The sequence below is a fragment of the Pseudomonas sp. Pseusp15 genome (assembly GCF_059492165.1).
In genome coordinates this window covers 2,182,322-2,207,855 of record NZ_CP168523.1, presented here as the reverse complement: position 1 = coordinate 2,207,855, position 25,534 = coordinate 2,182,322, and the positions used below count along the sequence as shown (strand labels likewise).

Below are 25,534 nucleotides of genomic sequence, written 5' to 3'. Positions count from 1 at the left end.
GGAGCGGGCGTGTGTTTTTTAGACGCTGAGCAGCAGGAACTCGCGCTCCCAGGAGCTGATCACGCGCTTGAAGTTCTCGTGTTCGGCGCGCTTGACCGCGACATACCCCCGGACGAATTTGCTGCCCAGGTAGCGCTTGATGGTTTCGCACTCTTCCATGCGCGTGAGTGCGTCCTCGATGGTGATCGGCAGGCGCAGGTTGCGTCGCTCGTAGGCACGACCCTGCACCGCGGCGCTCGGCTCGACCTTTTCGACCATGCCCAGGTAGCCGCACAACAGGCTCGCGGCGATCGCCAGGTAAGGGTTGGCGTCGGCACCCGGCAAACGGTTTTCCACGCGCATGGCGTCGGGGCTCGAGGTCGGCACGCGCAGGCCGACGGTGCGGTTTTCTTCGCCCCATTCGACGTTGACCGGTGCCGAGGTGTCGGGCAGGAAGCGGCGGAACGAATTGACGTTGGGCGCGAACATCGGCAGCACTTTGGGGATGTACTTTTGCAGGCCGCCGATGTGGTGCCGGAACAGCTCGCTCATCTGCCCGTCGGCATCGGCGAAGATCGGCTGGCCGCTGGCGATGTCGACCACGCTTTGATGGATGTGCATGGCGCTGCCAGGTTCGTCACCAATGGGTTTGGCCATGAAAGTCGCAGTCACGTTGTGCTTGAGTGCCGCCTCGCGCAGGGTGCGTTTGAACACGGTGATCTGGTCCGCCAGGTCCAGCGCATCGCCATGACGGAAGTTGATTTCCATCTGCGCCGGGCCGTCTTCGTGGATCAGCGTGTCGAGGTCCAGGCCCTGCAGTTCGCACCAATCGTAGACGTCTTCAAACAGTGGATCGAACTCGTTGGCGGCGTCGATGGAAAAAGACTGTCGACCGCTTTCCGCACGGCCAGAACGCCCCAGCGGCGCCTTGAGTGGCAAGTCCGGGTCTTCGCAGCGCTGGGTCAGGTAGAACTCCATTTCCGGCGCGACAATCGGCTGCCAGCCTTTGTCGGTGTAAAGCTGCAGCACTTTCTTCAGCACGTTGCGCGGCGACAGTTCGATGGGGTTGCCGAACTTGTCGAAGGTGTCGTGGATCACGATGGCGGTGGGTTCGATGGCCCACGGCACCACGTAAACCGCGTCGGCGACAGGTTTGCAGACCATGTCGATGTCGGCCGGGTCGAGCAGGTCGTAGTAGATGTCATCGTCGACAAAGTCCCCGGTTACCGTTTGCAACAGCACACTTTCCGGCAGGCGCATGCCTCGCTCATGCAGGAACTTGTTGGTGGGTGCAATCTTGCCGCGAGCAATGCCGGTCAAGTCGCTGACCACACACTCGACCTCGGTAATCTTGTGATCTTTCAGCCACGTGAACAGCTGATCGAAAGGGACATTCATAAAGACCTCATTGTTGGTTTGAATTACGCCGGGGAAGGCGCCTTCATCCACCGGACACTTCCCCTGTGGCGCGTTGACGACTATCTTGGGTGAGCCGTGGCGTTCCATCTATCCACTTTAAGCAGCACCAAAACGCACCAAACGAGTGCGTAAGGTCACCCCATGACAGCGTGCAATCCGTTACAGGTTCAAGCCTTCAACACCGCCGACGTGGCTGAGCAGATCCGCGCCACACCGGGTTGGGTGCAGCACTATCAGCAGATGTCACCGGGGCATTTCGCCGGGCGGGTGCGCTATCTGGACTTGCAAGGCGTGGAGATTTACGAAGAGCAGATGAACACCCGGGTCGAGCAGAATTTCAGCGCCCCCGAAGGTTCACTGGCGTTCTGTTTCGATCGCAACGACAACTCGCTGTACATGTTGAACGGCGAGAGCCGCAACATCTGGATCACCCCGGAGAACTACCAGGAAATCGCCGTGGTGTTCGGACCGCAATTCGTTCAACGGCATGGCCTGGACGTGGCGCGGCTCGAAGGCTTGTTCATGTCGCCGCTCAATTGCGGGCAGAACGCGCTGTTCAGCCGCTGGTTGAGCGGCACCTTGACGCGACTGGAGCAGACGCTGGATCCGCCGAGCAAAGAGGCATTGACCCAGCAGTTGCTGGAGGACTGTTTGTTCATCCTCGATAACGCTTGTGTGTGCCTGGATCGCGCAGGCTTGCAGCGTCGGGCCGAAGAGCGAACGATCATGAAGCGCGTCGCCGAATGGGCCGCCGATACCCCGGAAGAAACCCTCAACTTGCTGGAACTGTCCCAGGTGGCCGGGGTTTCGTTGCGTCAGTTGCAGCACGCGTTCAAGGCGTACACCGGGATGACGCCCTCGCATTGGTTGCGTTTGCGCCGGCTCAACAGTGCGCGCCGTGAGTTGCTCAGCCGAACGGCCAGCGACACGACAGTCGCGCAAGTGGCGATGCACTGGTCGTTCTGGCATTTGGGGCGGTTTTCCAGCAGTTATCGAGCGTTGTTCCAGGAGCTTCCCAGCCAGACGCTCGCCCGCCAACACAGTGGACCTTGTCGGAGGTCATCATGAGTCGGTTATCGTCTTTCAGTCTGTGTGTCGTAGTGTCGATGGCCTGTACGCAGGTCCAGGCCGAAACGGTTGTGCCGTTGAAAGGGCAGAGTTCGCAACAAACCCAGCTGGACATCAACGATTGCCGCAACGTCGCGGCGAGTCAGAGTTCCTCAACACCACCACCCTCGGGCGGGCGCTTGCGCGGTGCTGCGGTGGGTGCTGCTGCCGGGGCGGTGGGCGCTGAGGTCCGGGGGCGTCAGCATGACGAGTTTTACGAGGGGGTCGACGACGATGTGAAACAGGAATATCGCCAGAACCGGGCCGGGCAAACCGCAGCGGCGGGCGCAGTGGTTGGTGGCGCGCGCCAGCGTCAGGAGCGTCGGGCGCAGCAAAAGACCAACGCGTCGACCAGTTCAACCGCCTATACCAGCTGCCTGCAAGGGCGGGGTTATCAGGTAACGCCCTGAGCACCGGGCGTTCGCTGCCGCTGTTCAATCAGGTGAACCATCAGGTCGGCATAGAGCGTGAGGGCGATAAACAACCCCATGCGCACGGCGAAGGCGGTATAGACGTCTTTGCCGGCAAGACTGTCCTGCACCGACTGGCCCAGCAGGATGATCAGCGTGATCAGGCTGTTGAGCCAGAACCCCGGGGTTTGTCGAGTCGGACTCAGGGCATAGAGCTTGCGCGCCAACAGCAAGCCGAACAGCAGCATCCACAGAAAGAACATCCACAAGTGCACGAACAGGCTGAGCGCGCACCAGAACACAATGGCCAACAGCCCGCCCATCAAGGTCGAGCCGAGCAGTTCGCGACTGGCGTTGCGCGTCGTTACCGTTGAACTCTGCTGGCCCAGACTGACCGCTTTCAAAATGATCGGCAGATAACTGGCCGGGTCGATCAGCGCCAACAAGAACGCTGGGATCACGATCAGGGTGGCACGCAGCGCTATCCTTGGCACTTCTTGCGCCGGCATAGCGCTGGCGGCAGCTGGCAAGGGTGCATTGGCCGGGTCGGGAAACAGCCAGTGACTGATCGCGACGACGATGACGGCGAGGAGCAAGGCCTTGACCAGGGCACCGATGACCATTATCGCCAGATCGAACTCGGCAACGCCGGCCGAGGAAATCATCGTCAGGCCGATGATCAGAAAGGTCACGACCAAGGTGTTGCCGCCGCGCAGCCCGAAACCAAAGGCCAGGAACAGACCGACACCGATCAGCAGCACGCCGCTGAGGGGGTAATAACGCAGGACCGGGATCAGTAACAGCCCGATGCCGGTGGTCAGCATCGCAACCACTGCCAGCATCACGCCTGCCTTGAATGGCAGGGGTTTGTTAAGCGTGGCCAACAGCAACACGCAAAGCACCGGCGCAATAAACGGAATCGGCAGTGCCAGGCCGAAGCTGATGGCCAGGCACAGCGCCGTGCCGACGGCCAGACGCGGCGCCCGTTGGAATCCGGGCGGGCGATCAGTAGGCATAAGACAACCAACTCATCAGCCAGAAAAACAGGCGTCCCAAGGGATTCAGCGGATTATTCTGCGCAGGAAAGGCCATGACTTCGGCCTGGCCCCCGGCACGAATGGCGCGACTGTCACGCAGCACCTGCATCGCCTCGTCAGAAAATTCGATGATCACCGGGAAGCGTTGGGCCGGACGCAACCAGTCGCGACTGTTTTGCACACTGGGCAAGGTGCCCGGCGCCGGCGTCTGCCCCACGCTGACGCCGTAGCCAACGCTGCGCACCCGCCCCTCGAAGACCTCGCCCGGCAGCGCGTCCAGCACGATCGCCACCGGAGTTCCAGGCTTGACCCGCCCCAGGTTGTTCTCGGTCATGTCCGCACTGATCCACACATCGTGGATGGCAATCAAGGTCATGACCGGCGTGCCGACCGAGGCGAATTGCCCGACGTCGGTGCGCAGGTCAGTAATCAAACCCGCCGAGCGCGCGCGGACCTGGGTGTTGGCCATGTCGAGTTCGGCTTTTGATAACGCCGTGGCGGCGCTGCGTAACAGCGCGTTGTCTTCCTCGCTGCCGCCTTCCTGTTCCCGTGCTCGCTGGACTTCAGCACGGGCCGCGGCGACTTGGCTGACGGCCTGCTCACGGCTGGCCCGCGAAGCTTCCAGCAGGCGCACGGAAATGGTTCCGCGGTCTTGGCGGTACAGGCTTTCAAGGCGTTCGTTATCCTGCCGGGCCTTGAGTTCATTGGCCTGGGCCGCCCGCAACGAGGCTTGCGCGGAGGCAATGCCGGCAGTGCTGGCACCGATCTGCCGGCGGGTAGACTCAAGATCTGCGCGTGCGCGGTCGGCGGCTATCTGATAGGGCTGCTGATCGACTTCGAACAGCACATCGCCTGCCTTGACGTCCTGGTTGTTGCGCACATTCACGCGGATCACCTGACCGGCCACTTCAGCCGCCACCGGAATCACGAAGGCACCGACCCGAGCCTGTTGCGTATACGGCGTGAAACGGTCAGCCAACAGATACCAGGCCAGGCTCAGGACGATCAGCAGCAGCACCCATTTGATGCCTTTTTTTGCCGGATCGGCAGCCGGTTCGGGCGCCTTGGAAGAGGGCGCTTCAGTGGCGGGCGGTGAGGGTTCACTCATCGGCTTTGACCTTGTCTGACGTGGAAGAGAGGGCTGGTGAAGGGGCTGGTTCATGCAGCAGGTTGCCCCAATCGGTGCGGTGTTCCATTTGTTGGCGAGTGCCTGGGTCGACGGTTGGCAGGGCGCTGTACCAGCCACCGCCGAGGGCTTTGTACAGGGCGATCAGGTTGCTCACGGCATTGCTGCGGCTGACCAGGTAATTGTCCTGTTGTTCGAGCAATGCGCGTTGGGCATCCAGCACCCGCTGGAAGTCCGAGTAGCCTTCGCGGTATTGGCTGTTGGCCAGGCTCAGCGAGCGCTTGGCGGCGACCTGCGCTTCGCTCAGGATGCGCTCGCGTTCCAGTGATTTGCTCAGGCCGCTGGCGGCATCATCGGCTTCGCGTGCAGCCTCGCGGACTTTGTCGCGATAAACCTCGATCAGCTGCTGCAACCGCGCATCCTGCACCCGCACGTTGTTGCTGATCTGACCGTGATCAAACAGATTCCAGCGCAAACTGGGGCCGCCGATCAGGTCCAGGCTGTTGGAGGTGCCCTTCAGCGTGTCGGTCGACCAGACGATGCTGCCGAGCAAGGTCAGCGATGGATAGAAGTCGGTTTCTGCCACTCCGATCAGTGCCGATTGGGCGGCGACGTTGAGTTCGGCGGCGCGTACGTCCGGTCGACGCAACAGCAGGCTGGCGGGTATGTCTTGCAGCACGGCACGGTCTACCAGCGGAATCAGTCCCTGGTTTTCGAGCAATCGGGGCAGGGCGTTGGGCGGCTGTCCGATCAGTACGGCCAATGCGTTGCGGGTGCGCAGTACTTGCCCTTCAAGCTCCGGAATGCTGCTCAAGGTGCCGAGGTACTGGGTCTTGGCTTGTTGCAAATCGAGCTCGGCGCTCTGGCCGCTGTTGAACAGTTTCTCGGTGATTTCAAAGTTGCGCTTTTGCTGTTCGGCGTTTTCCCGGGCGACGCGTAAACGCGCTTCGGTGGTGCGCAATGAGAAGTAAGTGTCGGCCACTTGAGCACGCAGCAGTACCAGTACGTCTTCATAATTGGCTTGAGCCGCAAAGTAACTGGCATCTGACGACTCGATGGCCCGACTGAAACGTCCCCAGAAGTCCAGCTCCCAACCGACATCAAAACCCACGCTGTGTTGCCAGAAATGGCTGTCTTGCGGGTTGTTGCCGCCGTATTGCCGACGGTTGATGTACAAGCTCTCGGCGCTGGCCTGCTGCAGTTGCGGATAGCGTCCGCTTTGGGCTATCCCCAACCGGGCACGGGCTTCCATGACGCGAAGGCCGGCAATTTTCAGGTTGGAATTGTGCGCATCCGCTTCGGCGATCAGCCCGTCGAGGACCGGGTCGGCGAACACTTGCCACCACTGGCGCACATCGGGATAGGCGCGTCTTTGGCTGGCCTGTTCAAGCGCAGGGCTGCTCCAGAGTTTTGTCCAGGCCTCGCCCGGGGCCTGGAAATCCGGTCCCAGACGCACGCAGCCGCCAAGAGCGAGGGCCCCCAGTAGAAGCAGCGGAGCCGGGCGCGTCAGCATCGCAGCACTGTAAGTTGGTCACGGGAAAACGTCATCCTAGCGTCCCCAATATTGAATGCCCTGGCTGTGCGGGCTTGAACCGGTTCCGCTTAGGTTAGTACAGCCAAGACAAACACAAGGTCATGTTTGACAAACAGGGCACCGAGCAACTGCTACGCTTTTGAAAGTTATTCATTCGGGTGAAAAAGAAGGGTACGAAGACCATGACCAGTCCCCAGGACGAGATTGCCCCCAGCTCCACCGGTTGGCGTTTCAAAGCAGGCATCGGGATTCTCAGTTTGACAGTGCTCGCCTGGCTGTTGGTGCCGCTCGCCGCCGCTGCGGATGTGCCCGGCCCAAAGATCGCGGCACTGACAGGCATTTTGTTTATCAGCAACAAGATTCTGCTGATCCTCGCCATCGCCGTCATGGGCAAGTCTGGTTTTCAGCAACTCAAGCGCAGCGTGTTTGGCTACGTTTCCACGCTCGCACCGACTGAACAGGAAGTAGGCCCGGCTCGCCATCGAGTTGGCCTGGTGATGTTTTGCCTGCCACTGATCTCATCATTTCTCGAACCTTACGTGGACACGCTGTGGCCGGGGCTGAGACCGAACCTCTGGCAGGTCCAGGCGCTGGGCGATGCCATGTTGGTCGGCAGCTTTTTCGTACTGGGGGGAAATTTCTGGGACAAGGTGCGTGCTTTGTTTATCCGCACGGCGCGTGTTGTCAACGTGAGTACGGTGTGAGTGCTTCTAACGAGAGATGATCCCGTGATCGATCGCGTATTTTACGAGGGCGGCGGGTTTGTCGATGTTGAGTTTGCGGCGGATGCTCAGGCGATGGGTTTCCACTGTGCGGACGCTGATGTCCAGCTCGCGAGCCATTTCCTTGTTGTTCAACCCCTGAGCCATTTTGTACAGCACCTGGCTCTCGCGCGGTGTCAGTTCGTTGTCGGTACTTTTATCGGCGATGAGCCGTTGGGCGATTTCGGCACTGTAGAACGTCCCACCACTGACAATGGCTTCGATGGCCGCAATGATTTCCCGTGAAGGCGCGTTCTTCAGTACATAGCCGCTAGCCCCCGAGCGAACCGATTCACTGACGTATTCGTAGTTGTCGTACATGCTCAGCACCAGCACCTTGAGCGACGGGTACTGGCTGCGCAACAGCCGGGTCAGCTCGAGCCCGTTGATATCCTTCAGGCTGATGTCGACCAGCAACAGATCCGGCTGACAGCGCCCGACCATCTCAATGGCATCGGCGCCATTCTCGGCTTCGCCCACCACTTCCAGCGGCGCCATGACCGCCAGCAGCGATTTGATGCCATCGCGGACCAGGGAGTGATCGTCGACCAGGGCGACGCGGATCGGGTAGGGCAGGTTCATCGCAGGCATTCACTCTAATTGTTATGGGGTGAGTCAGCGTTCTGTACTGGGTGGCTTCATCGGCAGCAGCACGTCCAGCTCACTTCTTCCCGGCATCGAGGTCAGGTCGAATCGACCGCCAAAATGCTCGACTCGCTCGCGGATATTACGCAGACCAATGCCGGCCTGGCGACGTTCGACCTGGGCGACATTGAAACCTATGCCGTCATCGATCACCGTCAACCGTACGGACTTTTCGCAGCCGTGCAGGGTAATGATGACGTGTTTTGCCTGGGCGTGGCGTTCGATGTTGGTCAGGCCTTCTTGCACAATGCGAAACAGCGAGGCGGCGGCGCCATCGGCCAGGTGACAGTCGAATTCGTTATCGTTGAAGGTTACAACAAGACCGCTGCGTTGCTCGAACTCGGCGGCGAGTTGACCGATCGCAGCCGGCAGGCCGAGGGTGTCGAGCAATGATGAGCGCAGGTCGTGGGAGAGGCTGCGAACCTCGCCGATCGCTTCCCCCAGGCGCTCGGTGGCGTCTCTTAAAATGCTCAAGCCTTTGTCTTGGCCATTCTCCAGTACATGGCTGGCCAGTTCGAACTGAAACTTGATAGAGACCAGCAACTGGCTGATACCGTCGTGCAGCTCTCGGGAAACCCGCGAACGCTCCTCCTCCTGCAGGCTGACGATACGTTGGGTCAGGCGCTGCAGCTTTTTGTCGGCCAGGCGATGTTCGCTGACGTTCAGCGTCATGCCGCTGGCGAACACAAACAGCACCGCTACAAGCGCCACCGCGGCAATCGCCAGCATGGTTGTGCGGATGCCCTGAGCCACCTCGGCACGCGCTTGTTGGGTGGCGCGCTCAACGTCTTCAAGGTAGATGCCGGTGCCGAGCATCCAGCCCCAACGATCGAGCATCACTACGTAGGCGAGCTTGTCGGTCACTTGGCCGGAAGAGGGTTTGTTCCAGGCGTAACGCTGAAAGCCTTCGCCGGATGCCGCGCTTTTGAGCAACGCCTGGATTACCGGCAGGCCGTGAGGGTCTTTCATGTCCCACAGGTATTGGCCCACCAGCTCTGACTGGCGTGCGTGCATCAGGCTGCGGCCTTCGCGGTCGTAGACGAAGAAGTAGCCATTGATGCCAAAACTGAGCTTGCGCAGTTCTTCCAGCACTTGTTGCTGTGCGTGTTCGTCACCACGGCCGTTGTCGTACAGCGGCGCGATCAGGCTTTGTGCCATTTCAACGTAGTTTTTCAGCTCTGCGCGCTTGCTGGCCAGAATGCTGTCTTCGATCAGTTGCGCCTGTTGATCACCCAATTGGCGGTTCAGGGAAATCACCAGCGCGCAGATGACCGCGATCGCCAACACCAGCGGCAGAATGCCGAGCGCGACGATTTTGTGTTTGAGCTGCATCTCTACTCCTGGCCAGACCGAGGGAGGGCGAAGGCCCGGCATCATATGCCAAAGATACGCGCCTCCAGTAGCGGTGCTGGACAGAATGACAAACCTTCTACGTAGAACTACGTAGACGCCACGTACGTAGTAACGCGGATTTATTTGTCGACAGCATGGGTGGATATTGGGCCCGCTCCGCAAAGCGGACACAATTATAATAATTACCGCCGCAGTCGCTGACTGTCGGCAGGAGACACGCTATGCCCCGTCTGGCTAAACACCTCGCCTGGTTTGCCGTGGCTGTCTTGGGAGCGTTTGCGCTAAGTGTCGTGGCCCTGCGCCGCGGCGAAGCCATCAACGCCCTCTGGATCGTAGTCGCAGCCGTCGCTATTTATCTCGTCGCATACCGCTATTACAGCCTGTTCATCGCCACCAAGGTGATGCAGCTCGACCCCAATCGGGCCACTCCCGCCGTACTCAACAACGATGGTCTGGACTATGTGCCGACCAATAAACACGTACTCTTCGGTCATCACTTCGCAGCCATTGCCGGCGCGGGGCCGCTGGTCGGTCCGGTGTTGGCGGCGCAGATGGGCTATCTGCCCGGTACGCTGTGGCTGATTGCCGGCGTGGTGCTGGCCGGTGCGGTTCAGGACTTCATGGTCCTGTTCATGTCCACTCGCCGCAACGGCCGTTCCCTGGGCGACATGGTCCGTGAAGAAATGGGCCGCATCCCCGGGACCATAGCGCTGTTCGGCTGCTTCCTGATCATGATCATCATCCTCGCGGTGCTGGCGCTGATCGTGGTCAAGGCCCTGGCCGAGAGCCCGTGGGGCATTTTCACGGTGATGGCGACCATCCCGATCGCGATGTTCATGGGCATCTACATGCGCTACATCCGTCCGGGCCGTATTGGTGAAATCTCGGTGATCGGCGTGGCGTTGCTGCTCGGTTCGATCTGGCTGGGCGGGCAAATTGCTGCTGACCCGGTCTGGGCCAAAGCCTTTACCTTCACTGGACTGCAGATTACCTGGATGCTGATCGGCTACGGTTTTGTCGCGGCCGTATTGCCGGTATGGCTGATCCTGGCGCCGCGTGATTACCTGTCCACGTTCCTCAAGATCGGCACCATCGTTGCGCTGGCGATCGGCATTCTGATCACCATGCCCGAGCTGAAAATGCCGGCATTGACCCAGTTCATCGACGGCACCGGGCCGGTGTGGAAGGGTGGGCTGTTCCCGTTCCTGTTCATCACCATTGCCTGTGGCGCAGTGTCCGGTTTCCACGCACTGATTGCTTCCGGCACCACGCCGAAGCTGCTTGCCAGCGAAGGCCATGCCCGTTACATCGGTTACGGCGGCATGCTGATGGAATCCTTCGTGGCGATCATGGCGATGGTTGCCGCTTCGGTGATCGAGCCGGGCGTCTATTTCGCCATGAACAGCCCGGCAGCTCTGGTCGGCGCCGATGCTGTTTCGGTTGCGCAGACAGTCAGCAGCTGGGGTTTCGCGATTACCCCGGAAGCGCTGCAAGCAGTGGCCAAGGACATCGGTGAAACCACCATCCTGGCCCGTGCCGGCGGTGCGCCAACCCTGGCGGTCGGTATCGCGCAGATCCTGCACCACGTGCTGCCGGGTGAAAACACCATGGCGTTCTGGTACCACTTCGCGATCCTGTTTGAAGCGCTGTTCATCCTCACTGCGGTCGATGCCGGTACCCGTGCCGGGCGTTTCATGCTGCAGGACTTGCTTGGTTCCTTCGTGCCGGCGCTGAAACGCACCGAATCCTGGACCGCCAACCTGATCGCCACCGCCGGTTGCGTGGCGATGTGGGGTTACCTGCTGTACCAAGGCGTGATCGACCCGTTGGGCGGGATCAACACCTTGTGGCCACTGTTCGGTATCTCCAACCAGATGCTGGCCGGTATCGCGCTGATGTTGGCAACCGTTGTGCTGATCAAAATGAAACGCCAACGCTATGTGTGGGTGACCATGCTGCCAGCGGTATGGCTGCTGATCTGCACCACCACTGCAGGCTTCATCAAGCTGTTCGACGCCAACCCGGCGATTGGCTTCCTGTCGCTAGCGAAGAAGTACAGCGATGCCCTGGCCAACGGTCAGGTGCTGGCGCCGGCCAAGAGCATTGAGCAGATGCAGCATGTGATCTACAACGCCTACACCAACGCAACGCTGACGGTGTTGTTCCTGCTCGTGGTGTTCAGCATCCTGTTCTTTGCGCTCAAGGTCGGTATCGCCGCCTGGGGCACCAAAGAACGTACGGATAAAGAAGCGCCATTCCATGCGCTGCCAGATGCTTGATCGAGGAGGGCAGCATGTTCAATGACCTGAGTCGCCTCGGTAAATACCTCGGTCAGGCTGCGCGCCTGATGGTCGGCATGCCCGACTACGACAACTACGTCGAGCATATGCAAACCGAACACCCGGACAAGCCGGTGATGAGCTACGAGATGTTCTTTCGCGAACGTCAGGAGGCTCGTTACGGCGGCAAGGCAGGGCCGAAGTGTTGCTGACCTGACAGCCAGGTTGATCCAAACCCTGTGGGAGATTCTATGTTGCAGGACAACCCTGCAACGGTCGATTCGGTTGGTATTCGCTCTGGTTTTTCATCAGGGCGAACGCCCTCATGATCGCTGATCATGTTCTAGACTCACCGGGGGCCTGATGGAGTTAAACGTCAAGAGCAGAAGGGCCGTCCACGCGATCTGGATAAAACGAATGAGCGGTCTGCAAGAGAAGGCAGGCGGTTATCGCGAGCCGGATTATCCGTTGCGGCGAATTCCCGAAAAATTCTGACGGATTGCCGAGCGAGTCTCCGCCAAGGGCTGCATTGCCATGAGTCATTCGGATATTGTGCCTCCCGTCCCGGAACCGGGGCGGATTGCGCACCGCAAGTCGAACGACGGCCAGACCCTCTGGGACCGCTGGCTCCCGGGACTGCGTACGTTGCGCGGATACCAAATGATTTGGTTGCGCCACGACCTCGTGGCCGGACTGGTGCTCACCACAATGCTGATACCCGTCGGCATCGCCTATGCGGTGGCATCGGGCGTACCCGGTATTTACGGGCTCTACGCAACGATCGTTCCATTACTCGCTTATGCGTTGTTCGGTCCCAGCCGGATTCTGGTGCTTGGGCCAGACTCTTCGCTGGCTGCTGTCATCCTGGCCGTCGTCTTGCCACTGTCCGGCGGCGATCCGCATCGCGCAATCGCCCTCGCGGGCATGATGGCGATCGTCTCGGGGGTGGTGTGCATCCTGGCTGGCATCGCGCGTCTGGGCTTCATTACTGAGCTGCTTTCCAAACCGATCCGCTACGGATACATGAACGGGATTGCGCTGGTGGTATTGATCAGTCAACTGCCAAAGTTTTTCGGTTTTTCGATAGAAACCGACGGGCCTCTGAGAAATGTATGGGCGATCGCTACAGCAGTGATGGCTGGGATAACCAACTGGGCCGCGTTCACGGTGGGCGCAAGTACTCTGTCGGTGATCCTGCTACTCAAGGGCAATAAACGCGTGCCGGGCATTCTGGTCGCAGTGGCAGGCGCGACCGTTGCCGTTGGTGTACTGGACCTTGCAGCTCGCGCCGGGGTGTCGGTCCTGGGATCGCTCCCACAGGGGCTGCCAGCATTCGCCATTCCCTGGATCACCAGGGCTGATATCGTCCCCGTCCTGATTGGTGGTTGTGCCGTCGCCCTCGTTTCGTTCGCCGACACCAGTGTGCTCTCTCGTGTTTATGCGGCGCGGACTCGTACTTATGTGGACCCGAACCAGGAAATGGTCGGGCTCGGCTTCGCCAATCTGACCGCCGGGTTTTTTCAAGGTTTTCCAATCAGCAGCAGTTCATCCCGGACACCCGTAGCCGAGGCCGCAGGCGCGAAAACCCAATTGACCGGTGTCGTCGGTGCGATCGCAGTTGCCTTATTGCTGATGGCGGCGCCGAACCTGTTGCAGAACCTGCCTACCAGCGCATTGGCGGCAGTGGTGATCGCATCCGCCATCGGCCTGATCGAAGTGACCGACCTGCGACGAATCTATCGCATCCAGCGCTGGGAATTCTGGCTGTCGATCGTCTGCACCATCGGTGTGGTCGTACTGGGCGCGATCGAGGGCATCGGCCTGGCCATCGTGATCGCCGTCATCGAGTTCCTGTGGGATGGCTGGCGCCCGTACTCGGCGGTTCTGGGCAGCCCGGAAAAGATCCGGGGTTACCACGATATCAAGCGCTATCCCGACGCGCGCCTTATCCCAGGCCTGGTTTTGTTTCGCTGGGATGCGCCTTTGTTTTTCGCCAATGCCGAGCTGTTCAATGACCGGGTACTGGACGCCGTGGCAACATCGCCTTCGCCCGTGCGTTGGCTGGTTGTAGCGTCGGAACCGGTCACCAGCGTGGACGTAACTTCTGCCGATATGCTGGCTGAACTCGATGAAACCTTGCGTGGGGCGGGTATCAAGTTGTGCGTGGCCGAGATGAAGGATCCGGTCAAGGACAAGCTAAAGCGATTCGGGCTTTTCGCCAAGCTGGGCGAAACGGCGTTTTTTCCAACGATAGACGATGCGGTCGAAAGTTATCTCGTGATTTATCCAGTGGGTTAGCCCGCGTCAATGAGCTTCGCAGGCGGGATTTCCCGGGAAAGCAAAGCGCGCGTGGACGCTCGGATTTCACAGAACGAATGCCGGAAGGCAGTGCATGAACCGGGGGCGCGGGTTGCCGGTGGCTTTCATCAAGTCCGTGTTGACCTGGTACGGCAACAGTTGCTTGATACGTTCGGCCCAGGCTTTGCCAAGTGAGGTTCATCGTGCTGATCGAGAGGCGAGCTGCGGGAAATCGTTCCCGGCCACAAAGGACGGTTTGTAATCATTTCCAGAGAGTGCGGGGCATTGATTCGGGAGTTCAATCTCTCGACAAAAGACTCGGCACCATCAAGGCTGCGGAAGCTCGCCATCCACAGCCCCATGTGAACCCACCAACAATTCTGTGCAGGGTCTTTTTCAACATAAATCTTCATTGACGGCGCTCCAAAAAGGCAGGAATCAATCATCCTGATGTGTGCAGGCTCATCCTTTGCTTTCTGAGTACGCTGGCGGTGAGCAATCCATGGCATTGCGTCGTTGCGTGCCCGACAGCGTGTGCGCGATCAACCGGCAAACTATTGATCAGGATCAACTATCCTGATCTGTTTGCCCGCGGCCTGATGCCGTGCGTCGGACAGCAACTGTCTAGCTCAATGCCTATTGCGTTGTAGCTTGGCCATCGGGGCGTGGAATATGGTTTTGGCGTAGTACGGATGGTAAGGCTCAGTGTCGGGCCGTCCTCCATGCCTCACTACTTTGCAGCTTCGCTTCAGGCGTCATCTCCGGGTGCATTTTATTGACCATTAATAGTGCGTCGGTATTCATCAATGCGCCGCGCTGGACGCCTTGTATTACACGGAGAATAAAAACAGTGAGTAGGAATTTCCCGCTTGTAGGGCATAAAACTCAAATCAGTTGCCAAATGCACCATTTTCGTCCGATCCAGAGTTGTGCAAGTTACAAGTGGAAAAACCGTTTCAGTAGTCTTATCGATTTTCGTCTCAAAAATGAAATGATGTGTCGCAATTCAGGCTTGTAGGAGGGTTTTTAAGGTTTTTATCGGTCGTAACAATAGTTGGGCACAGCCCTTGCAAAAGTACTTTCAAACCACCGCTAGTGTGGTTTTTCATCGAAAAAAAATTATGGGGGAACGTTATAAATGGGGCGCCAGAAATCAAACCGCAAAGGCCAAGTCTCTGGCGTCGGAACGCGTCAAGAGGTTGCCGAATTCACGCGGAATTTGTTTCCAAATGAGACAGGAAGTTAACGACGCACACTGAGGTGCTCAACAGAAACAGTACTCACTAAAACAACGTAAGGCCTGATTTTATTGAAATAGCGAAGTTATAAGAAAATGCCGTCTGTATTGCGGCAAGGAGTAGGGTATGTCCCGAGCTTTTTTTAACGAAATGTATGATGCGAGTGGTGGCTGCCGCCCACATTACCAGGAGTTCGCGCGTTGGTTGGCGGACACACCTCTGGAGTTGCTGGATCAACGTCGTCGCGAAGCCGACCTGTTGTTCCACCGAGCCGGCATCACCTTCACCTTATACGGGGACGAGCAGGGCACCGAACGGTTGATTCCGTTCGACATCATTCCGCGCAGCATCAAGGCCAGCGAATGGCAAATGGTCGAGAAGGGCTGCATTCAACGGGTCCAGGCATTGAACATGTTCCTGGACGACATCTACCACGGGCAACGTATTCTCAAGGAGGGCATCATTCCGGCCGAACAGGTGTTGGCCAATGAGGGTTATCAGGTCGCCATGCAGGGCCTGAATCTGCACCGGGGCATCTACGCCCACATCGCCGGGGTCGATCTGGTCCGCGACGGCGATGGCAGCTACTACGTACTGGAAGACAATCTGCGCACTCCCAGCGGCGTCAGCTACATGCTTGAAGACCGCAAGATGATGATGCGTTTGTTCCCCGAACTCTTCGCCGCCCAGCGTGTGGCGCCCATCGATCACTACCCGAACCTGCTGCTGGACACCCTGAGGAGCTCCAGCCCGCTGGACAATCCCACGACCGTGGTGCTGACCCCGGGCCGCTTCAACAGCGCTTACTTCGAGCATGCGTTCCTGGCCCGTGAAATGGGCGTGGAACTGGTTGAAGGCGCAGATCTGTTTGTCCGCGACGATCACGTTTATATGCGCACCACCGCTGGCCCCAGACAGGTGGACGTCATTTACCGCCGTCTCGACGATGCGTATCTCGATCCACTGTCGTTCAACCCGGACTCCATGCTCGGCGTACCGGGCCTGATTGCCGCTTACCGCTCAGGCAATGTGGTGCTGGCGAACGCCGTCGGCACCGGCGTGGCCGACGACAAGTCGATCTATCCCTATGTCGGCGACATGATCCGCTTCTATCTTGCCGAGGAACCGATCCTCAAGAACGTGCCTACCTGGCAATGCCGCAAACCGGAAGAGTTGTCCCATGTGTTGGCGAATCTGCCTGAGCTGGTGGTCAAGGAAACCCAGGGCTCCGGTGGCTACGGCATGCTGGTCGGCCCGGCGGCCACGGCGGCGGAAATCGAAGACTTCCGCGCGCGCCTCAAGGCACGCCCCGAAGCTTATATCGCCCAACCAACCCTGTGCCTGTCGACGTGCCCGACCTTTGTCGAAAACGGCATCGCTCCACGCCACATTGACCTGCGCCCGTTTGTGCTGTCGGGCAGAGAAACCCGTCTGGTGCCCGGTGGCCTGACCCGCGTGGCATTGCGCGAAGGCTCGCTGGTGGTGAACTCGTCTCAGGGCGGCGGCACCAAAGACACTTGGGTAGTGGAGGACTAAGACATGCTTTCAAGAACCGCTTCGGACCTCTACTGGATGTCCCGTTACCTGGAGCGCGCCGAAAACCTGGCGCGCATGCTCGAAGTCAGTTACTCGTTGTCGTTGATGCCTCAGGCGGGGCGTACCGATGGCCGCGCCGAACTGGCAATGTCGCTGCTCGCCGCCGGTACGCTGGACGATTACAACGAGCGTTATGGAGAGCTCAACACCGAACGCATGTTGCACTTCTTCGCGCTGGATGAAACCAACCCCGGGAGTATCTATTGCTGTTTGCAAGCCGCGCGAGCCAATGCTCATGCCGTGCGCGGACGCATCACCGCCGACATGTGGGAGAACATCAACGCCACCTGGCTGGAGATGCGCAACATCGCCAGCAATGGTCTGGCGCGCTATGGCATCAGCCATTTCTGCGAGTGGGTCAAGGAGCGTTCGCACCTGTTCCGCGGTGCGACCTCGGGCACCATCATGCGCAACGATGCCTACTGCTTCATTCGCCTGGGGACTTTCCTTGAGCGGGCAGACAACACGCTGCGCCTGCTGGATGCACGCTACGAAATGTTCGGCGAGGAGTCGGAGGAGGTGAGTGACAATTCCGCGCGCGGCTACTACCAGTGGAGTGCCTTGCTGCGGGCCTTGTCGTCCTTCGAGGCGTTCAACGAGATCTACCGCAATGCGCCGGGCGCCGAGCAGGTCTCCGAGATGCTGTTGTTGCGCAGCGACGTCCCGCGTTCGTTGCATGCCTGTATCGAGGAACTGGACCATATACTCGCCAGCCTGCCGGGCAGCAACGGGCGGGCCGCCCAGCGGTTGGCCGCCGAGTTGAATGCTCGGCTGCGCTACACCGGTATCGACGAGATTCTCGGCTTCGGTCTGCACCTCTGGCTGACTGACTTCATCTCCCAGGTTCGCCATCTCGGCCAGACCGTTCACGAGTCCTATCTGGAGGCCGTATGAAACTGTCCATACGTCACGACACCACCTACAGCTACGCCGATGAAGTCTGCACCAGCATTCAGTTCCTGCGTCTGACGCCGCAGAACAGTGAACGCCAGCGCATCCTGGAATGGCACCTGGAACTGCCGCGCCTGGTGCGCAGCCAGTTCGATCCGTACGGCAACATCCTGCATGTGTTGACGATGGACGAACCCCATGGGGCCTTGGTACTGACAGCTTATGGTCAGGTGGATATCGACTCGGACCGTGAGCTGGAGCGCGACAGCCAATCGCCTTTGCCGTTTTTGCGCAGCAGTAAGCTGACGATTGCGGACGATGCCCTGAATGCCTTCGCCGTGCAGCACTGCGGCATACGCCGTGATCGAACGGCGTTGATCGACCTGATGCACGGCCTGGCCGACCATATGGTCTACAACCCGGGCGCAACCACCGTGGACACCACGGCCGCCGAGGCGTTTGCGGGTGGAGGCGGGGTCTGTCAGGACCACACTCACGCCTTCCTGGCCTGCGCCCGTAGCCTGGGGATTCCTGCGCGTTATGTCTCCGGTTACTTGTGCACCGAAGATGAAAACCACTTGGCCAGCCATGCCTGGGCCGAAGCCTGGCTCGACGATGGTTGGTACAGCTTCGATGTCACCAACCGGCTGGCCCGGCCCGAACGCCATCTGAAACTGGCGGTAGGCCTGGACTACCTCGACGCCTGCCCGGTACGTGGCATGCGTCGTGGTGGCGGGGCCGAGTCGATGCTGGCGCGGGTACAGGTAACGTCGCTGTTTCAGGTTCAGCACCAATAAGCCTGAAACGTTCACCGTAATTGGCCATGCCGTCGGGGAGACGGTATGGCCTTTCATCCAGAATTCACGAGTAAGCGCAAATGACTTATTGCGTCGCTATGCACCTGGCCGACGGGATGGTGTTCATCTCCGACTCACGGACCAATGCCGGTATCGACCAGATTTCAACGTTTCGTAAGTTGTTTATTTTCAGCACGCCGGGCGAGCGGCTGATTGTGTTGCAGACCGCGGGCAATCTGGCCACCTCGCAATCGGTGGTGAACTTGCTCAAGCAGCGTTGCAGTGGGCCTGGCCCGCACCTGTTGAATGTCCGCACACTCTATGACGCCACTGTGCTGGTGGCCGAAACCGTTCGCGAAGTCGTCGCCCGGGACCGTACCAAGTTGGCCGGCAAGACCGACTTGAGTTGCTCTTTTCTGGTGGGCGGGCAGATCGCGGAGGGGGCGATGGATGTGTACAGCATTTATCCGCAAGGCAACTTCATTCAGGCGACGGAGGACACGCCATTCCTGCAATTGGGTGAAAGCAAGTACGGCCGACCGATACTCGATCGCAACCTCACGTACCGCACATCACTCGAAGAGGGCCTGCGCTGCGGGCTGATCTCGTTCGACTCGACCATGCGCAGCAACCTGTCGGTGGGTATGCCGCTGGACCTGCTGGTGTTCAGAAAGGACAGTTTTGCCAGCGCGAAAAGTTATCGCATTACGGCTGATGACCCGTATTTCATGCGTATCCGTATGCAGTGGGCTGCCGGACTGCAGGACATGCTTGCCGCATTGCCGGCGCCGCCTGACGCTTACATGTCGGGGGGCTGCCAATAAAGCGCTGACTCTGCGTCAGCGCTGAAGTAAAGCGGCCGGGCCAGCGATTACCAAGTGCGCGATATCGTGATGTCGATTGGCTAAAGCAGCGGAATGCTGTAGCTCACGATCAAGCGATTCTGGTTCTGGTCACGCGCCGCCTCGCTGTTGGACTTGCCGTTGCGCCATCCAAATCCGACACCTTTAAGCGTGCCGGACTGAATCGCATAGTCCAGATCATGCCCACTACGGACGCAACGCCAGAGGAGATTTTAGAACAGGCTGAGCGGGTAGGGCTCACTCGGATTGAGGCAGTGGGTCATTCCAGTTGACCTAGGCTCACCCACCTTTCGTCAGCGAGATCAGCAACCCTTGTTGACAGAAAAATGCATCAGGAGAATACTCGCCTCAAGATTCATATATATGACTATATAACAAGGTGAATAAAGTCGATGAACTCCTTATCCAGTGATGTCCGGCTACCGCTTTATCAGCGCCTGCGAGATCAGTTGGCTGAACAGATTGCCAACAATCGTTGGCGTCCCGGGGAGGCCATTCCCACCGAGGCTGCACTTTCAGCGGAGTACCAACTGTCCACTGGCACCGTACGCAAAGCGGTTGACGCGCTGGTCAGTGAGGGCGTTCTTGAGCGTCAGCAAGGTCGAGGCACCTTCGTTCGCCGGCCGCAGTTTCAATCGTCACTGTTCCGATTTTTCCGCTTCCAGACCGCTGCGGGCGAGCGCCAGGTGCCGGAGAGTCGCATCTTGTCGATTGAGCCGGTGGCCGCACCCTCGGCGGTGGCCCAAACGTTAGGCCTGCCAATCGACGCACCGGTTATTCGCATTGTTCGCGTACGTCTTCTCGATGTTCAGCCGGTACTTGCCGAAGAAATCTGGCTACCTCGCAGCCGGTTTCAGCCGCTGCTGGAGATCGACCTGAGTCGAAAAGGGCCGCTGTTGTATCCGATTTACGAAGAAGTCTGCGGTCAGGTCGTCGCTTCTGCCGAAGAAACACTCACCGCCGAGTCTGTAAACGACGTGCATGCGCGATTGCTGCAAGTACCGGTCAACAGTCCCGTGGTGGTGATCGAGCGTCTGGCGCGTGACTACGCCGGGACGCCTCTGGAATGGCGTCGCTCCCGTGGGCATGCCGAGCATTTCCGTTACAGCGTGGATATTCGCTAGCGCCTTGCCTCAATAGCGGATCGCTCATCGGCGCCTGATCTGCGCCGTCTTCATCGTCTTGCTTGCCATGCCTGGCCTCGTAGCGGCGCGGTTCGCTTTCGGCTGCCTCACGTTTCACTTATAAGGATAAGAAATCATGTTCAGCTGGTATCGCCAAGTCACTCCTCGGGAGCGCAAAACGTTCTGGGCCTGCTTCGGCGGATGGTCGCTGGATGCTCTGGAAGTACAAATGTTCGGCCTGGCCATTCCGGCATTGATCGCTGCGTTCGCACTGACCAAGGGCGATGCCGGGCTGATCAGCGGCGTCACGCTGGTCACTTCGGCCATCGGCGGATGGGTAGGGGGGACGTTGTCCGACCGCTACGGCCGGGTGCGTACGTTGCAGTGGATGATTCTGTGGTTCTCCTTCTTCACCTTTCTGTCCGCCTTCGTCACAGGGTTCCATCAGTTGCTGATGGTCAAGGCACTGCAAGGCTTCGGCATTGGCGGTGAGTGGGCCGCCGGCGCGGTATTGATGGCCGAAACCATCAACCCGAAATACCGCGGCAAAGTGATGGGCACTGTGCAAAGTGCCTGGGCGGTCGGTTGGGGGCTGGCGGTCGGGGTATTTGCGCTGATTTATACGTTCGTACCGCAAGACATGGCCTGGCGTGTGATGTTTGTCGTAGGCCTGCTGCCCTCGTTCCTGATCCTCTGGGTACGGCGTAATGTCGAGGAGCCTGACAGCTTCCAACGTTTGCAGAAAGAACACGCCATTCCACAGAGCTTCTTCAAATCCCTGGCCGGTATTTTCCGACCTGAACTGCTCCGCGTAACGCTGTTCGGCGGGTTGTTGGGCTTGGGCGCACACGGCGGATACCACGCGGTGATGACTTGGCTGCCGACATTCCTCAAGACTGAGCGCAACCTGTCGGTGCTGAACTCTGGCGGCTATCTGGCGGTGATTATCTTCGCCTTCTGGTGTGGCTGCGTTGTTAGCGGATTCTTGATCGACCGTATTGGCCGCCGCAAAAACATCGTGCTGTTCGCGTTGTGCTGTGTCGTCACCGTGCAGTGTTATGTGTTCCTGCCGCTGACCAATACCCAGATGCTGTTTCTGGGGTTCCCGCTCGGCTTCTTCGCGGCAGGCATTCCTGCGAGTCTTGGTGCGCTGTTCAACGAGTTGTACCCAGCGGATGTACGCGGTGCCGGTGTCGGTTTCTGCTACAACTTTGGCCGGGTGCTCTCTGCAGTATTCCCGTTCCTGGTCGGTCACATGAGCGACTCCATGTCATTGGGTTCGGCGATTGGCATCGACGCAGGGATTGCCTACGGCGTGGCGGTGATCGCGGCACTTTGTCTGCCGGAAACCCGTGGATGCAGCCTCGAAGCCTCGAGTGCATCGGTGCCAGCAACGGTCAACGGCAACGAGAGTGCCCGGGCCTGATGCCCTTTACCTTCTATAGATGAACGCTATGACTGACACCTGTTCTACGCCGATCACCGGCATCGACTCCCACGCTCATGTGTTTAGCCGTGATCTATGTCTGGTCGGTGCACGGCGCTATACCCCTGATTACGACGCCACGCTTGAGCAGTATCTGACGCACTTGCACGCTCATGGTCTGAGTCATGGCGTATTGGTGCAACCGAGCTTTCTCGGTACCGACAATAGCTACCTGCTGGCGGCGTTGAGGCAAGCGCCGGATCAGTTGCGAGGCGTGGTTGTGCTGGAACCAGGCGTCAGTCGCGCCATGTTGAATGACATGGATCACCTGGGCGTGGTCGGCGTTCGCTTGAACCTGATGGGTAAGGCGTTACCTGATTTTCGTAACAGTGCCTGGAGAGAGTTTTTCAGCCACATTGCTGATCTTGACTGGCATGTCGAGTTGCATCGGGAGGTAAAGGATCTGCCGGGACTGATCCATCAATTGACGCCGTTCGGTTTGAAGTTGGTGATTGATCACTTTGGTCGGCCGGATGCCAATTCGGGCGTCGATCAGCCCGGCTTTTGCGAGTTACTGGAGTTGGGATCGAAAGGTTCGATCTGGATGAAGGTATCGGGAATCTATCGTTTGGGAGGTACGCCGCAACAGAACATCAATTTCGCTCGAATGGCATTACCGCTGCTGGAACAAAGTTTCGGCCTTCGCCAGTTGGTGTGGGGCAGCGACTGGCCGCATACGCAGCATGAGCAAAGCATCGGTTTCAGCACCGTAGTCGATCAGTTGCAAGCCCTGGAGTGTTCGACGCAGGTTAGCTATTCGTTGCTGGTGCAAGTCCCTCGAAGGTTATTCGGTTTTGCGAAAGGCGAAAGCTGAAATTTACGCCTGCATTTGCAGATGACCATTCATCTCACCCATTTAAACGAATACATACAGAACATTCGAAGTGCGACCGTTGCAGTAAAACCTATCGTGGCTCATCGAAAAGTTCTGTGTAATAGCAGCATATTCCAATTACAAGAGAGTAGATTCCATGAACACGTCATCCAATGCCGAAGTTGAAAGTACCCAAACGATGTTTGGTTTATTGCGTGCGCCGACAGGCGTTACGGTTTCAAACTTCTCTTTCAAATCTGAGTGCAGTTTGAGCGCCAGCCCAGCCGAGATCCTTTCATGACTCCCTTAGATGTAGACCTCTTACTGACCGCATTGGTGAGCGTCCTGGTGCTGGTGGCGCTCATCGTGTCGCGTCTCAAAATGCACCCGCTCCTGGCCTTGCTAGTAGTCTCCGTTGGCGTTGGCTTTGCAACCAGTATGGAACCAGAAACCATAGTCTCCCACTTGATCACCGGCGTCGGAAAGACACTGGGGGCAGTAGGGGTCGTAATCGCGCTTGGAGCGATGCTAGGCAAAATTCTTGCTGACGCAGGTGTCACAGAGCAGGTCGCCGAGGTCATCCTCAAGCGAACATCGGATCGGATGATACCTTGGGCCATGATGATGGTTGCATTTGTAATTGGCATTCCCATGTTTTTCGAGGTGGGCTTGGTGATCATGCTGCCGCTGATATTCAGCGTGGCGCGAAAGCTGGAAAGCCAGGCTCGCTTCAAAGGTTCAGCCTATGTGTATGTGGGTGTTCCGGTGATTGCGGCACTTGCAGCCATGCACGGGATGGTACCGCCGCACCCTGGCCCCTTGACGGCCATCGCCGCGCTCAAAACCTCGGTTGGGCCCACAATGCTCTATGGCTTCCTTGCGGCTATTCCTGCAATGATTTTAGGCGGCCCGCTTTATGGCGCATTCATTTCGCCGCGCATGAGCACTCGGCCCGATCAGGTTTTGCTAGATCAGTTCACCCTGGCTGAAAAAGCCGACGATCAACCAAGCACCAGCGTATGCCTTGGCGTGCTGGCAGCCTTGCTACCGGCGATCCTGATGCTGATTCATGCCGTCGCTGAGATGGTATTACCCAAGGACAATGCGATCCTGAAAATGGCTAGTTTCTTGGGCAATCCCCTGATCGCCATGCTCCTGGGCGTGCTGTTCGCAGGGGCAAGTCTGGTACTCGCGCGGGGCGGCGATGCGGGGCAATTGCGCGAATCCCTGGGCAAGAGCCTCAAGCCAATCGCCTCAATCATCATGATCATCGCCGGCGGTGGTGCCTTTCAGGAGCTGTTGACCAGCGCCAAGGTGGGCGATGCCATTGTGCACCTGACTCAGCAGTCTGCGTTCCCTCCGCTGATCTTGGGTTGGTTGATCGCGATGTTGCTCTCGGTATCTACCGGTTCTGCCACTGTCGGTATCGTTGGTGCTGCTGGCTTGCTGGCGCCGCTTGCAGGTGCTGATCCCAGCCTCAACCTGCCTCTGCTTGCCTTGTCCATAGGCTGCGGCTCGCTGTTCTTCAACTATGCGAACCATGCGGGCTTCTGGATGGTGAAGGAATCCTTCGGCATGACTATGGGCGAAGCCACCAAGACCATTTCGGTGGTTCAATCCATCGTAGCCGTGGTCGGTTTGATTGTGGTGTTGATGTTGAATGCGGCTGTCACGGTGGTTTGAGTCAGGATCTGTTCGCAGTTAGTAACCCTGCCCGAACGAGTTAGCCGAGGGGGGGGGAGATAGAGTTACGTTCCACAGGGTGTTTTACTCGGCTCTAACCCTAAAGTGTCGGCACGCATAAGCCCCGCCAGGTGAAGGTCTACAAAAAACCTCACACAGGCGAAGTTGTAGAAACGAAGGGCCCTTCAAGGGCCCTTTGTTGTATGCGCTTTCGAAATTGTTCAGATTAATGATCTATGAAAAAAGGAAAAGGGGGTGGAAACGGTTTTACTGTCAACTCAGGAGGGACAATACCTCAGAGCCTACGCATGTGGTCTGTCCCGGTATTAGTAGAGTGAAGAGGGGGCAGGAACGATAACGGTGGAGGTCGAGATCGTAGACCAAGATGTCGACTACGCGAACCGGATTGGCATCGTGGGCATAGTCATCAAGGCTCTCGGGAAGTAAAGGTGTCTTGGCCTCGATGTTCACATTGGATAAAGCGCTTCATAGGCGATCCCTGCGACGAAACCCTCAAAAACCATAGCAAGTGTTCGCGACGGCGTTTTTACACACTCTGGGCCAGATCATTCAGAAACCGTCAAAATGCCTTTTTCCTGCCTCGCGCCCACGACTTTGTTGATTAGTTCATCCCAAGGTGGCGTTGAAGGGAACAGCTCAATCAGAAATGCGAGGAATGCCTGTCAAATCCCAAATCGGCTTTAGGGGCGCTGATGATTTCACGGGTGGCTCGGGCTTGGACCTATCCACCATCGAACGTGTTGTAGATCACCTTGGATGGGGCATTCGACATGAGCCCAATCCGAATGGCGGTAGCCGCTTCACCTTGCAGCTTCCCGATAGCGTGTAGTTTTCCATCGACAGTAAAATCGACACACCGCACGCACATAGGTTGATTCATCAGAGATCGTCCTGCATTTTCCACCACAAGCAAGAGCATCGAATGAAAGGGATCCTCGAAAACCTGCGTCCGCTGGACTAATCTTGAAACATAATGTTACGTGTAATGTATATTATGTTAAATGATGTGTCATGTCATAGATGTTCATGAACCGCCTAAACCACTGATTCGACAAACCTGCTAGCGCCGTTGC

The 25,534-nt window shown here is 58.4% G+C and carries 20 protein-coding genes and 4 pseudogenes; 15 read left to right on the top strand and 9 right to left on the bottom strand.

Features of this window, described 5'->3' with window-relative positions:
- Positions 1–18: 18 nt before the first annotated feature.
- Positions 19–1,377, bottom strand: coding sequence for a glutamine synthetase family protein (locus ACEN8R_RS09885; RefSeq protein WP_018925852.1), 1,359 nt, complete (start codon positions 1,375–1,377; stop codon positions 19–21).
- Positions 1,378–1,539: 162 nt separating this feature from the next.
- Here ACEN8R_RS09885 and ACEN8R_RS09880 point away from each other — a divergent pair, with 162 nt between their 5' ends.
- Positions 1,540–2,466 (top strand): helix-turn-helix domain-containing protein, encoded by a 927-nt coding sequence (locus tag ACEN8R_RS09880; protein WP_019578879.1) that lies wholly within the window; start codon positions 1,540–1,542, stop codon positions 2,464–2,466.
- Positions 2,463–2,915, top strand: a complete 453-nt coding sequence (locus tag ACEN8R_RS09875) for a YMGG-like glycine zipper-containing protein (RefSeq protein WP_064617823.1) — start codon at positions 2,463–2,465, stop codon at positions 2,913–2,915. Before ACEN8R_RS09880 ends, ACEN8R_RS09875 begins: the two co-directional genes overlap by 4 nt.
- Here ACEN8R_RS09875 and ACEN8R_RS09870 read toward each other — a convergent pair.
- The 3 genes from ACEN8R_RS09870 to ACEN8R_RS09860 are packed head-to-tail and all read right to left on the bottom strand — an operon-like array spanning position 2,900 to position 6,591.
- Positions 2,900–3,931, bottom strand: a complete 1,032-nt coding sequence (locus ACEN8R_RS09870) for a DUF2955 domain-containing protein (protein ID WP_018925855.1) — start codon at positions 3,929–3,931, stop codon at positions 2,900–2,902. The genes ACEN8R_RS09875 and ACEN8R_RS09870 overlap by 16 nt on opposite strands.
- Complete coding sequence (locus tag ACEN8R_RS09865) at positions 3,921–5,060, bottom strand: HlyD family secretion protein (protein ID WP_018925856.1); 1,140 nt, start codon at positions 5,058–5,060, stop codon at positions 3,921–3,923. The genes ACEN8R_RS09870 and ACEN8R_RS09865 overlap by 11 nt, the downstream gene beginning before the upstream one ends.
- Complete coding sequence (locus ACEN8R_RS09860; protein WP_495624815.1) at positions 5,053–6,591, bottom strand: efflux transporter outer membrane subunit; 1,539 nt, start codon at positions 6,589–6,591, stop codon at positions 5,053–5,055. The genes ACEN8R_RS09865 and ACEN8R_RS09860 overlap by 8 nt, the downstream gene beginning before the upstream one ends.
- Positions 6,592–6,794: 203 nt before the next feature.
- On the opposite strand from ACEN8R_RS09860, the gene ACEN8R_RS09855 reads away from it, so the two are divergent.
- On the top strand, positions 6,795–7,316 hold the full coding sequence (locus ACEN8R_RS09855) for a transporter suffix domain-containing protein (RefSeq protein ID WP_018925858.1): 522 nt from the start codon (positions 6,795–6,797) through the stop codon (positions 7,314–7,316).
- A 6-nt stretch (positions 7,317–7,322) separates the two neighbouring features.
- On the opposite strand, the gene ACEN8R_RS09850 is transcribed toward ACEN8R_RS09855, so the two are convergent.
- Together ACEN8R_RS09850 and ACEN8R_RS09845 are read right to left on the bottom strand one after the other, a co-directional pair.
- Complete coding sequence (locus tag ACEN8R_RS09850) at positions 7,323–7,955, bottom strand: response regulator (RefSeq protein ID WP_018925859.1); 633 nt, start codon at positions 7,953–7,955, stop codon at positions 7,323–7,325.
- A gap of 33 nt (positions 7,956–7,988) precedes the next feature.
- Positions 7,989–9,350 (bottom strand): cache domain-containing protein, encoded by a 1,362-nt coding sequence (locus tag ACEN8R_RS09845; protein WP_064617831.1) that lies wholly within the window; start codon positions 9,348–9,350, stop codon positions 7,989–7,991.
- 242 nt (positions 9,351–9,592) lie between these two features.
- Here ACEN8R_RS09845 and ACEN8R_RS09840 point away from each other — a divergent pair, with 242 nt between their 5' ends.
- From ACEN8R_RS09840 to ACEN8R_RS09830, 3 genes are all read left to right on the top strand, one after another.
- The gene (locus ACEN8R_RS09840; protein ID WP_495624814.1) at positions 9,593–11,650 is read left to right on the top strand and encodes a carbon starvation CstA family protein; all 2,058 of its coding nucleotides are present in this window, start codon (positions 9,593–9,595) and stop codon (positions 11,648–11,650) included.
- 14 nt (positions 11,651–11,664) lie between these two features.
- Complete coding sequence (locus tag ACEN8R_RS09835; protein ID WP_007938220.1) at positions 11,665–11,862, top strand: YbdD/YjiX family protein; 198 nt, start codon at positions 11,665–11,667, stop codon at positions 11,860–11,862.
- Positions 11,863–12,184: 322 nt separating this feature from the next.
- Positions 12,185–13,948, top strand: a complete 1,764-nt coding sequence (locus ACEN8R_RS09830; protein WP_026286394.1) for a SulP family inorganic anion transporter — start codon at positions 12,185–12,187, stop codon at positions 13,946–13,948.
- Between the two features lie 75 nt (positions 13,949–14,023).
- Here the strand turns inward: ACEN8R_RS09830 and ACEN8R_RS09825 are convergent.
- A pseudogene (locus ACEN8R_RS09825) lies at positions 14,024–14,134 on the bottom strand (ornithine carbamoyltransferase); the annotation flags it as partial.
- Between the two features lie 1,178 nt (positions 14,135–15,312).
- Between ACEN8R_RS09825 and ACEN8R_RS09820 the strand changes: the two are divergent.
- From ACEN8R_RS09820 to ACEN8R_RS09805, 4 genes are all read left to right on the top strand, one after another.
- Entirely contained in the window at positions 15,313–16,722 is a 1,410-nt protein-coding gene (locus ACEN8R_RS09820) for a circularly permuted type 2 ATP-grasp protein (RefSeq protein ID WP_111453329.1), read from the top strand.
- 3 nt (positions 16,723–16,725) lie between these two features.
- The gene (locus tag ACEN8R_RS09815; protein ID WP_019578892.1) at positions 16,726–17,676 is read left to right on the top strand and encodes an alpha-E domain-containing protein; all 951 of its coding nucleotides are present in this window, start codon (positions 16,726–16,728) and stop codon (positions 17,674–17,676) included.
- Positions 17,673–18,470 (top strand): transglutaminase family protein, encoded by a 798-nt coding sequence (locus tag ACEN8R_RS09810; RefSeq protein WP_495624813.1) that lies wholly within the window; start codon positions 17,673–17,675, stop codon positions 18,468–18,470. The genes ACEN8R_RS09815 and ACEN8R_RS09810 overlap by 4 nt, the downstream gene beginning before the upstream one ends.
- An 80-nt stretch (positions 18,471–18,550) precedes the next feature.
- Positions 18,551–19,294 carry a proteasome-type protease gene (locus tag ACEN8R_RS09805; RefSeq protein ID WP_026286395.1) on the top strand — a complete coding sequence of 248 codons (744 nt, stop codon included), beginning with the start codon at positions 18,551–18,553 and terminating at the stop codon, positions 19,292–19,294.
- 80 nt (positions 19,295–19,374) lie between these two features.
- Here ACEN8R_RS09805 and ACEN8R_RS09800 read toward each other — a convergent pair.
- Positions 19,375–19,509: pseudogene (locus ACEN8R_RS09800) on the bottom strand (OprD family outer membrane porin); the annotation flags it as partial.
- Between the two features lie 216 nt (positions 19,510–19,725).
- Between ACEN8R_RS09800 and ACEN8R_RS09795 the strand changes: the two are divergent.
- The 5 genes and pseudogenes from ACEN8R_RS09795 to ACEN8R_RS09775 form a co-directional block, all read left to right on the top strand.
- Positions 19,726–20,457: a GntR family transcriptional regulator gene (locus tag ACEN8R_RS09795; RefSeq protein WP_111453331.1), complete on the top strand. Its 732-nt coding sequence runs from the start codon at positions 19,726–19,728 to the stop codon at positions 20,455–20,457.
- A 136-nt stretch (positions 20,458–20,593) separates the two neighbouring features.
- Complete coding sequence (locus tag ACEN8R_RS09790; RefSeq protein WP_495624812.1) at positions 20,594–21,883, top strand: MFS transporter; 1,290 nt, start codon at positions 20,594–20,596, stop codon at positions 21,881–21,883.
- A gap of 28 nt (positions 21,884–21,911) precedes the next feature.
- Entirely contained in the window at positions 21,912–22,757 is an 846-nt protein-coding gene (locus tag ACEN8R_RS09785; protein ID WP_477759167.1) for an amidohydrolase family protein, read from the top strand.
- A gap of 297 nt (positions 22,758–23,054) precedes the next feature.
- Positions 23,055–24,440, top strand: a complete 1,386-nt coding sequence (locus ACEN8R_RS09780; protein ID WP_032833722.1) for a GntP family permease — start codon at positions 23,055–23,057, stop codon at positions 24,438–24,440.
- 110 nt (positions 24,441–24,550) lie between these two features.
- Positions 24,551–24,670, top strand: a pseudogene (locus ACEN8R_RS09775) (hypothetical protein); the annotation flags it as partial.
- Positions 24,671–24,803: 133 nt separating this feature from the next.
- Here the strand turns inward: ACEN8R_RS09775 and ACEN8R_RS09770 are convergent.
- Positions 24,804–24,930, bottom strand: a pseudogene (locus ACEN8R_RS09770) (hypothetical protein); the annotation flags it as partial.
- Between the last annotated feature and the right edge of the window lie 604 nt (positions 24,931–25,534).